At 54.0% G+C, this 10,380-nt stretch carries 7 protein-coding genes and 2 pseudogenes; 5 read left to right on the plus strand and 4 right to left on the minus strand.

Annotation, left to right across the window (positions count from 1 at the left end; all coding sequences use genetic code 11):
• Together ADJ24_RS19460 and ADJ24_RS19465 are read right to left on the minus strand one after the other, a co-directional pair.
• On the minus strand, positions 1 to 1,268 hold a 1,268-nt coding region (locus tag ADJ24_RS19460; RefSeq protein WP_048703430.1), incomplete at its 3' end, for a Cu(+)/Ag(+) sensor histidine kinase.
• Positions 1,258 to 1,941, minus strand: a complete 684-nt coding sequence (locus ADJ24_RS19465; RefSeq protein WP_023311824.1) for a copper/silver response regulator transcription factor — start codon at positions 1,939 to 1,941, stop codon at positions 1,258 to 1,260. The genes ADJ24_RS19465 and ADJ24_RS19460, both read right to left, overlap by 11 nt.
• Positions 1,942 to 2,103: 162 nt before the next feature.
• Here ADJ24_RS19465 and ADJ24_RS19470 point away from each other — a divergent pair, with 162 nt between their 5' ends.
• From ADJ24_RS19470 to silA, 4 genes and pseudogenes are all read left to right on the plus strand, one after another.
• A complete protein-coding gene (locus ADJ24_RS19470) occupies positions 2,104 to 3,489 on the plus strand; it encodes an efflux transporter outer membrane subunit (protein ID WP_023311823.1) in 1,386 nt (461 codons plus the stop codon).
• Positions 3,490 to 3,517: 28 nt separating this feature from the next.
• The gene (gene cusF / locus ADJ24_RS19475; protein ID WP_023311822.1) at positions 3,518 to 3,859 is read left to right on the plus strand and encodes a cation efflux system protein CusF; all 342 of its coding nucleotides are present in this window, start codon (positions 3,518 to 3,520) and stop codon (positions 3,857 to 3,859) included.
• Positions 3,860 to 3,870: 11 nt separating this feature from the next.
• Positions 3,871 to 5,121 (plus strand): efflux RND transporter periplasmic adaptor subunit, encoded by a 1,251-nt coding sequence (locus tag ADJ24_RS19480; RefSeq protein ID WP_023311821.1) that lies wholly within the window; start codon positions 3,871 to 3,873, stop codon positions 5,119 to 5,121.
• 10 nt (positions 5,122 to 5,131) lie between these two features.
• Positions 5,132 to 8,272: pseudogene (silA, locus tag ADJ24_RS19485) on the plus strand (Cu(+)/Ag(+) efflux RND transporter permease subunit SilA).
• Positions 8,273 to 8,314: 42 nt separating this feature from the next.
• Here silA and ADJ24_RS19490 read toward each other — a convergent pair.
• Together ADJ24_RS19490 and ADJ24_RS19495 are read right to left on the minus strand one after the other, a co-directional pair.
• The gene (locus ADJ24_RS19490; protein WP_023311818.1) at positions 8,315 to 8,899 is read right to left on the minus strand and encodes a hypothetical protein; all 585 of its coding nucleotides are present in this window, start codon (positions 8,897 to 8,899) and stop codon (positions 8,315 to 8,317) included.
• Positions 8,900 to 8,914: 15 nt separating this feature from the next.
• Positions 8,915 to 9,880 (minus strand): hypothetical protein, encoded by a 966-nt coding sequence (locus ADJ24_RS19495; protein WP_023311817.1) that lies wholly within the window; start codon positions 9,878 to 9,880, stop codon positions 8,915 to 8,917.
• A gap of 277 nt (positions 9,881 to 10,157) precedes the next feature.
• Here ADJ24_RS19495 and ADJ24_RS25705 point away from each other — a divergent pair.
• Positions 10,158 to 10,262, plus strand: a pseudogene (locus ADJ24_RS25705) (MBL fold metallo-hydrolase RNA specificity domain-containing protein); the annotation flags it as partial.
• Positions 10,263 to 10,380 lie beyond the last annotated feature (118 nt).

Consider the following 10,380-nt stretch of genomic DNA (forward strand, 5'->3'; position numbering starts at 1 on the left):
TCTTCAGGGATTGGTTTCCCCGGATTTTCAATCACAAGGTCAAAAAAGCTTCCCTGATTTCTTATTGAAACGGTGATTGCCTGTCCCTCAGGGGTATAACGCAGGGCGTTGGATAAAAGATTATTGATCGCTCTTCTGAACATTTGCGGATCTCCTTCAACCAGACAGGGCATTCCGTTAAATTTGAGCGCAATATTGCGTTCTTCGGCCCAGGCTTCGAAGAAATCGAAGACTTTCATGACCTCCGCACTTAAATCAAACATCACCCGGTCAGGGATGAGCTGATTATTATCCGCCTGCGCCAGGAAAAGCATGTCGCTGACCATCCGGGTCATCCGGTTGTACTCTTCAAGGCTGGAGTACAGAACATCTTCCAGCTCTTTCTGCGAGCGGTTCTGACTCAGCGCGATTTCAGTCTGCGTCACCAGATTGGTGATAGGCGTTCTGATCTCGTGCGCGATATCGGCAGAGAAATTGGCCTGGCGGGTAAAGACATCTTCAATCTTTTCGATCATATGATTGAAGGAGATGACCAGCTGTTCCAGCTCAATCGGAACGCGTGTCGGCTCCAGTCGTGCATCCAGATTTTCGGAGGTGATGTTTTTAATGGCGTTGCTGACGTTACGCAGAGGCAAATGTCCCTGACGCACCGCGATGCGAATGACAAGAATAATCAGCAGGCTGATAACGGCGGCAATCGCCAGAAGGTTTTTTTTCAGCGCCTCAAGGTAGTGGAGATGAAAATTAATGGAGAGCCCGATCAGCATAACGTAGTTCTGGGGTTTACCCTGAAGCGTCGCCGTGCCTGAGGAGGCGATAATCCGGTACGTTTCCATTTTCATGTTGGACCCGGCGTGCATGTTTTCGGCAGGGTCTTCAACCGTCCAGAGAAACACATCCTGCGCGCGGCGGTGTTCGCTAAAATCCGCCGTGTTCATCGCAGGGCGCAGTGTCGCCCCTTGCGTCGAGCTGAACAGGGTATTTCCCTGCGGATCCAGGAGCAGGACGGCCACGTTGCGGTAGCTGGCCATCGACTCTTTGATTTTACTGATTTTCTTTTGGTCAGGATCGACCGGAGACTGCAGGATGCGGTGCATCGCGGTGCTGATTTGCTGCAGATCGCTGATATCCTGCTCCGCGAAATGCTTTTCAACGGAATGCAGCATAAACCAGGTAAAGGCGAAAAAGGCCAGTATCGTGGAGAGGCTGATGAAGAAGGTCAGCCGCAGGGCAAGTGAAAAAGGGCGCCTGGCAAGCTTAACGCGCATCCGGCACCTCCAGCATATAGCCCACGCCGCGCACCGTCTGGATCAGCTTCGGTTCAAAATCGTTATCGATTTTCGCGCGCAGCCGCTTTACCGCCACATCAATCGCGTTAGTGTCGCTGTCAAAATTCATGTCCCACACCTGGGAGGCAATCAGGGAGCGGGGAAGCACCTCACCCTGATGACGCATGAAAAACTCCAGCAGGCTGAACTCTTTGCTGGTTAACAGGATGCGGCTCCCGGCCCGGCTGACTTTTCTCGACACGAGGTCAACCGTCAGGTCAGCCACCTGAAGCTGGCTTTCCGCAATAACCGTATTTCCGCGCCTCAACAGCGTCCTTACCCGGGCAAGCAGCTCCGCAAAGGCGAAAGGCTTAATCAGATAATCATCCGCGCCCAGCTCAAGTCCTTTAACCCGGTGTTCAATCGTCCCGAGGGCCGTGAGTAACAGGATAGGCATCCCTTTACCGGCCGAGCGGAGCATGCGGACAATATCCCAGCCGTTCACATCGGGCAGCATGATATCCAGAATCAGCAGATCGTATTCCGCGGTCATAGCGAGATGGTAGCCGTTCAGGCCGTTATCCGCGTGGTCTACAACAAACCCCGCTTCCGTCAGCCCTTTACTCAGGTACTCACCGGTTTTCATTTCGTCTTCGACGATCAGTATTTTCATCGTGCTCCCCTGACTGGCTGCTGAGGACATTCTATGGCGCCCGCCGCCGTTCACAATGACTTACGTTAAAAATGACAACATTGTCATTATCCTGTCACCCGTCAAACAGGATGCGTTGCGTAGAGTAGCCCTAAAACTACTCTGGACTTTATTTGAACCGTTATGTTCCTGTTAAAACGACTAAGCATCAGTACGGTATTTATTCTGGCAGGCTGCGTCTCGCTGGCCCCGGAGTACCAGCGGCCGGAAGCACCTGTCCCCCGGCAGTTTTCGCTTTCCCGTAACGGCCTGACGCCCGCGGCGGCTGGGTATCAGGACACCGGCTGGCGCAACTTTTTCGTCGATCCTCAGGTTGCCGGGCTGATTACGGAGGCCCTGAAGAACAATCGCGATCTGAAAATGGCCGCCCTGAAGGTCGAAGAGGCCCGGGCGCAGTTCAACGTGACGGATGCGGATCGCTATCCTCAGCTGAATGCCTCCTCGGGCATCACATACAGAGGCGGGCTGAAAAGTGACAAACCCACCGCGCAGCAGTACGACGCGGGCCTTGCGCTTAGCTATGAACTCGATTTCTTCGGCAAGCTGAAGAACATGAGCGATGCCGACCGACAAAACTTTTTCGCCAGCGAAGAGGCCCGCCGCGCGGTGCATATCCTGCTCGTCTCTAACGTGTCGCAGAGCTATTTTAACCAGCAGCTGGCGTATAAACAGCTGCGCATCGCGCAGGATACGCTGACAAATTACCAGCAGTCTTATGCTTTCGTTGAGCAGCAGCTGGTGACGGGCAGTACGAACGTCCTGGCGCTGGAACAGGCCCGGGGACAGATCGAAAGCACGCAGGCAGAGATTGCCAAAAGAGAGGGGGAGCTGGCGCAGGCCAATAATGCCCTGCAGCTGGTCCTCGGCACGTATCGCGCGCTCCCGGGCGACGGCGGCATGAACGCCAGCGATGTCGCCCCGGTAAAACTGCCTCCCCATCTTTCCTCCGCGATACTGCTGCAGCGCCCGGATATTATGGGGGCGGAGTATCAGCTTAAAGCGGCCGATGCGAATATCGGCGCGGCGCGCGCCGCCTTTTTCCCGTCCATATCACTCACCAGCGGGATTTCAACCGGAAGCACGGAGTTGTCCAGCCTGTTCACGTCAGGGAGCGGGATGTGGAATTTTATTCCTAAAATCGAAATTCCCATTTTTAATGCGGGCAGAAATAAGGCCAACCTGAAGCTGGCCGAAATTCGCCAGCAGCAGTCGGTGGTTAATTACGAACAAAAAATTCAGTCCGCCTTCAAACAGGTTGCCGATGCGCTCGCGCTGCGGGACAGCATTAACCAGCAGCTTGCTGCACAACAGCGGTATCTGGATTCGCTCCGCATCACGCTTCAACGTGCCAGAGGGTTATATTCCAGCGGCGCGGTCAGCTATATCGAAGTGCTTGACGCGGAGCGTTCTCTTTTCTCTACCCAGCAAAATATTCTCGACCTTATTTATGCCCGGCAGGTTAATGAAATTAATCTCTTCACCGCGCTCGGCGGCGGTTGGGTCGAATAACCTTATTTAATTAAACAGGAAAATAACCATGCGCAATTCACTTAAGGCCGTTGTATTTGGTGCGTTCTCCATTGTGTTTTCTGCCAGCCTCCAGGCTGAGGTTCATCAGCACGAGATGATGAGTGCTGCCAGCGAAGGGACCTCAGAGCAGGTCATCACGGGGACCGGCATCGTGAAGGACATTGATCTCACGAATAAAAAAGTCACGATTTCCCATGAAGCGATCCCGGAAATTGGCTGGCCCGCGATGACCATGCGTTTTACCTTTATTCAGGCTGACGAGAGTATTAATGCCTTAAAAGTCGGCAGCCACGTGAATTTCTCGTTTGTTCAGCAGGGCAATCTCTCTTTACTCAAGAGCATTAAATAGCGAGACGCGGCATGGCCTCATTAAAAATAAAATATGCTGCCGTGATAGTCAGCAGCCTTATTGCGGGAGGGCTGATATCGGTGACGGCATGGCAGGTTTTTCATTCATCTGTAAAAACGGAAAATAGCGCACCAGAAAGAAAGGTACTTTTCTGGTATGACCCGATGAAGCCAGACGTAAAATTCGATAAGCCCGGTAAATCGCCGTTTATGGATATGGATCTGGTACCGAAATATGCGGATGAAAACGACAATAAAAGCAGTGCCGGTATCCGTATTGATCCGACACAGGTTCAGAACCTGGGATTAAAAACGCAAAAGGTGACGCGCGGAACGCTGAACTATGCCCAGACCATCCCGGCCAACGTCAGCTACAACGACTATCAGTTTGTCATTGTGCAGGCGCGCGCGGAAGGCTTCGTGGAGAAAGTGTACCCGCTGACGACGGGCGATAAGGTGAAGAAAGGCACGCCGCTCGTTGATATAACCATTCCTGACTGGGTAGAGGCGCAGAGCGAGTTTCTGCTGTTATCCGGTACCGGCGGAACGCCGACGCAAATCAAAGGGGTTCTCGAACGGCTTCGGCTGGCGGGTATGCCGGATGAGGATATTCAGAGACTGCGTGCGACCCGCACTATCCAGACCCGGTTTACCATCAGGGCGCCGATCGACGGAGCGATCACGGCCTTTGACCTGCGTACCGGCATGAATATTTCCAAAGATAAGGTGGTGGCGCAAATTCAGGGGATGGATCCGGTCTGGATCGGCGCGGCAGTGCCTGAATCCATTGCTTATCTGCTGAAAGAGACCTCGCAGTTTGCTGTTTCGATACCGGCTTATCCGGATAAATCCTTCCCGGTTGAAAAATGGAGTCTTCTGCCGAGCGTGGATCCAACCACCCGTACGCTGCAGGTGCGCCTGCAGGTCGATAACAAGGATGAACTGCTTAAACCGGGCATGAATGCCTACCTGAAGCTGAACACCCAAAGCCAGGAAATGCTGCTGATCCCCACCCAGGCCGTTATCGATACCGGCAAAGAACAGCGCGTTATTACGGTTGATGCGGACGGGAATTTTGTCCCGAAAAGGATCCACGTTCTGCATGAGTCTCAGCAGCAGTCCGGCATTGGTAGCGGACTGGAAGAGGGGGAGTCGGTAGTGGTCAGCGGTCTGTTCCTGATTGACTCGGAGGCCAATATTACCGGCGCGCTGGAGCGCATGCGTCACGCTGAAGCTGCTGACGGCGCGCACTCTGGCCATTAAGGAGACGATGATGATTGAATGGATTATCCGGCGGTCGGTCGCCAACCGTTTCCTGGTCATGATGGGGGCGCTGTTCCTCAGCGTCTGGGGCACCTGGACGATTATTAACACGCCAGTCGATGCCTTGCCCGATCTCTCTGACGTTCAGGTGATTATCAAAACCAGCTATCCCGGCCAGGCCCCGCAGATTGTTGAAAACCAGGTCACCTATCCACTCACGACCACCATGCTGTCGGTTCCCGGCGCAAAGACCGTGCGCGGGTTTTCGCAGTTTGGCGATTCGTACGTGTACGTCATTTTTGAAGACGGCACCGATTTGTACTGGGCCCGTTCGCGCGTGCTGGAGTATCTGAACCAGGTTCAGGGCAAGCTGCCTGCCGGCGTGAGCTCTGAAATTGGTCCAGATGCCACGGGCGTGGGCTGGATATTTGAGTATGCGCTGGTGGATCGCAGCGGAAAACACGATCTCGCTGAGTTGCGCTCATTGCAGGACTGGTTCCTGAAATTTGAATTGAAAACTATCCCGAACGTGGCCGAAGTGGCCTCCGTCGGCGGCGTGGTGAAGCAGTATCAGATCTAGGTTAATCCGTTAAAACTGGCTCAGTACGGCATTAGCCTGCCGGAGGTTAAGCAGGCCCTTGAGTCGTCTAACCAGGAGGCGGGGGGATCGTCAGTTGAAATGGCGGAAGCGGAGTATATGGTCCGGGCCAGCGGCTATCTGCAGACGATGGACGATTTCAATAACATCGTCCTGAAAACCGGCGAGAACGGGGTACCGATTTACCTTCGCGATGTCGCCCGCGTACAAACGGGTCCGGAAATGCGCCGCGGTATTGCCGAGCTGAACGGGCAGGGGGAAGTTGCGGGTGGCGTGGTGATCCTGCGTTCGGGCAAAAATGCGCGCGAAGTCATCACGGCGGTGAGAGATAAGCTGGAGACGCTGAAGGCCAGCCTGCCGGAAGGCGTTGAGATTGTGACCACCTACGATCGCAGCCAGCTCATCGATCGGGCAATCGACAATCTGAGTTCCAAACTGCTTGAAGAGTTTATCGTGGTGGCCATCGTCTGCGCCCTGTTCCTGTGGCACGTTCGATCTGCGCTGGTCGCGATTATCTCTCTGCCGCTTGGCCTGTGTATTGCCTTTATCGTCATGCATTTCCAGGGGCTGAACGCCAACATTATGTCGCTGGGAGGCATTGCCATTGCCGTCGGCGCGATGGTGGATGCCGCCATCGTCATGATTGAAAACGCGCACAAACGGCTCGAAGAGTGGGATCACCAGCATCCGGAAGAGCAGATTGATAACGCCACCCGCTGGAAGGTGATCACCAATGCCTCTGTCGAGGTTGGCCCGGCGCTGTTTATCAGCCTGCTGATCATCACCTTATCCTTCATTCCCATCTTTACTCTTGAGGGGCAGGAAGGGCGGCTGTTTGGTCCGCTGGCTTTCACCAAAACGTACTCCATGGCGGGTGCGGCTGCGCTGGCCATCATCGTTATCCCCATCCTGATGGGGTTCTGGATCCGGGGTAAGATTCCCGCTGAGACCAGTAACCCGTTGAACAGGCTACTGATTAAAGCCTATCACCCGCTACTGATTAAGGTGCTCCGCTGGCCAAAAACAACCCTGCTGGTTGCGGCCTTGTCCATCTTCACGGTGATCTGGCCTCTCAGCCAGGTGGGCGGCGAATTCCTGCCGAAGATTAATGAAGGCGATCTGCTGTATATGCCGTCAACGTTGCCGGGCGTTTCTCCGGCAGAAGCGGCCGCGCTGTTACAGACCACGGACAAACTCATCAAAACCGTACCTGAAGTGGCCTCGGTGTTTGGCAAAACCGGCAAGGCCGAAACGGCAACGGATTCCGCGCCGCTCGAAATGGTGGAGACCACGATTCAGCTCAAGCCTGAGGATCAGTGGCGGCCCGGCATGACGATTGACAAGATTATTGACGAGCTCGATAAGACCGTTCGATTGCCCGGCCTGGCGAACCTCTGGGTTCCGCCCATTCGTAACCGCATCGATATGCTTTCGACCGGGATCAAAAGCCCGATTGGTATCAAGGTGTCAGGTACCGTTCTGTCGGATATTGACGCCACGGCGCAGAGCATCGAGACGGTAGCCAAAACGGTGCCGGGCGTGGTGTCTGCCCTGGCTGAACGTCTGGAGGGCGGGCGCTACATTGACGTCGATATCAACCGGGAAAAAGCCTCGCGCTACGGGATGACGGTAGGCGATGTGCAGCTCTTTGTCTCCTCGGCCATCGGCGGCGCGACGGTAGGGGAAACGGTGGAAGGCGTCGCCCGGTACCCGATTAATATCCGCTATCCTCAGGACTACCGGAACAGCCCGAGCACGTTAAAGCAGATGCCGATCTTGACGCCGATGAAACAGCAGATCACGCTGGGCGATGTGGCGGATATCAACGTGGTTTCCGGCCCCACGATGCTGAAAACGGAGAATGCCCGGCCTGCAAGCTGGATTTATATTGATGCCCGCGGCAGGGATATGGTGTCGGTGGTGAACGACATTAAGACGGCTATTAGTCAGAACGTAAAGCTGAGGCCGGGCACCAGCGTCTCATTCTCCGGGCAGTTTGAGCTGCTCGAACACGCCAACAAGAAACTGAAGCTGATGGTGCCGATGACGGTGATGATCATCTTTATTCTGCTGTATCTGGCGTTCCGTCGCGTGGATGAAGCGCTGCTGATCCTGATGAGTCTGCCGTTCGCCCTGGTCGGGGGAATTTGGTTCCTTTACTGGCAGGGCTTCCATATGTCTGTGGCAACCGGCACCGGTTTTATCGCTCTGGCCGGGGTGGCAGCAGAATTTGGGGTGGTCATGCTGATGTATTTGCGTCATGCCGTTGAGGCTCAGCCAGCGTTGTCCCATCGGGACACGTTCACAGAACAGGCGCTGGATGACGCCCTTTACCATGGCGCCGTGCTGCGCGTGCGGCCAAAGGCAATGACCGTCGCGGTGATCATTGCCGGTCTGCTGCCCATTCTGTGGGGGACGGGCGCAGGGTCAGAAGTCATGAGCCGGATAGCGGCACCTATGATTGGCGGGATGATCACGGCGCCGCTGTTATCGCTGTTTATTATTCCGGCGGCGTACAAGTTAATTTGGTTGCGCAGGCATAAAAAGCCATAAAAAAAACCGCCGGTAGCGGCGGTTTTTTTACGAGATGAACGCTTAGCGCGCTGTTTTAGCACGCGTCTGGCTGAGAAGCTTGCGCCAGGCACGATTATGTAGAGTAAACAGCAGCATCTTATAGAAGGGGGTGGAAAGTACACAGCTGCCGCTAAGCATTAGCATGACGATACTCACTAGCGCCGCGGTCAGACTGACGCCCGGAGCAGCGCTACCGCTCAGCGCGACCAGCAGATAGGCTGCCGTTAATACCAGGCTTATCACCGCCAGCGTAAGGTGTAACCGCACGGCGCGCATGCTGCCTTTGCCAATCATAAACATCGTCACGCCGTTAAGGCCAGCGAACAGAAGGGCGATCAGGACAACCCAGACGAATACGTGTTCCGCTGGCTGGTCGAGTCCGGCGAGTATGCCATACCCCAGCCACAGCTGAGGAATAGCGAAACTGACAATTACCCCGAGGGTACTGATCGCCGCTGGAATACCCATGGTGTGTAGACCTACAGGTTTGCCCATTTCGTCAGCCAACACAGTTTTTAGCTGTTGCAGCTGTGTCGGGGAGGCATTGCTTATGCTGGTAGCCACCTCGTTACAGTGTTGCAGGCGGCGGGAAAAAACTTTAACCATTTGAATACTCAGCGTTTAGTTAGGCGAAAATGACTGCAACAGACCGACTACATAGCGCCCGGACTGGACGGTGTTTTGAGGATTGCGGATCGTCCCCGTGAGTGAACTGCCCACAAAGGCCGATGCGTTGTTCACGGCACTCATCAGCTCACGTTGCAGTGATTTTTGTAATGATTCGCTGGGGAAACGTTTCGGGTAGACGCCTGCGCGGATCGCTGCCTTCACGCCGGCGCTGGAAATACCTGGATTTTGCGCTTTGATGATCTCTTCCGTGATGCGCTTACGCTCAGCACGACTGAGGCTTTGGAACCAGGCGGTAACTTTACTTGAGGATGCCGCTTTCATCAGCTTGTACGTTTCTAAAGTACTTCGCAGTGCGGTTCCTGCCGCAGCCAGCGAAATGACATCCAGAACCGTCGTGGTAGCTACATACCAGTCCTGGCTGTCGAGCCAGGCAACATCAGAACCATGATCGTTATGGATTGCCAGCAGACGGCCCGCGCCAATCATGCATTGTGCGCCAGTTGCCAGCGTACCGGACAGGCTAATCGCGGCAATCACACCGGACCCGCCAGCGGTAAAAGGCACTGCCGCACCGGCACCAAACGCCATAACAAGCGTAACAAGCATCGCGCCACAGGCAAAACCGGTTGAAGTAATTTCCGTAGCAAGTGAGGGAGTCGTTAGCGTCGCCACCACAGCTTTTTCTGCACTGATTTCCTTAGCATCCGGAATTTTACTGATTACCACATGGCTGACGGTGCTCTGATTCACATCTGCAATGCGGCGTGAAGGGCGTACCAGCCAGCGTTGTTTTCCATCATCAAAAATGATGCCGACATTGTAAAAATTACGCGTGCAGTCGAGTTGGGCGGCCAGCTTTTTAAAATCGATATCAGTACCCGCTTGAAGGCCTAAGCTACGCGAGAGGTCATAACCGGGGAGGGTGGTGTCAGGCGACTGTTGACCGGGTAAGTTCATCAGAGAGCTCCTTCATTCCGTGAGGACAATTAGACAGCAAGGTAATTAATAAAAAGAATTTATGATTCGAACATTAAGACTTAGATAATAGCAGCGTTAACTCAGTGATCAAATCATAAAGATGTTCCTTAAAGGTCCAAGTCAGAGAGGGGGTATCGACCCGTTACTAGTATTGTTAACGGAGCATGGTGCCAGACATCTCATCAACGAAATTGGTCATTTGATGGAGCATGTTGATGACGGGAAGGTAGTCTGTATACACCTTCATTGAGTTTCGATGTCCTTCATGAATTTCCCGCTGATGACTTACATTAAGGAAATTTCTCCGCGTCCAGTCCTGTTCATTCACGGCGAAAAAGCGCATATGAGGGTTTTGACTGAACGGTTTATGGCTAATTCTCTGATGCCCATATTAAATTTAACATAATATACATTATGCGCACCAATATGTGTAGTAGCAAAGTTGTAATGTCCGATAATGGCTAAGTTAAGATGTCCGG

The organism is Enterobacter sp. 940_PEND (assembly GCF_001059415.1).
Lineage (GTDB): Bacteria > Pseudomonadota > Gammaproteobacteria > Enterobacterales > Enterobacteriaceae > Enterobacter > Enterobacter cloacae_M.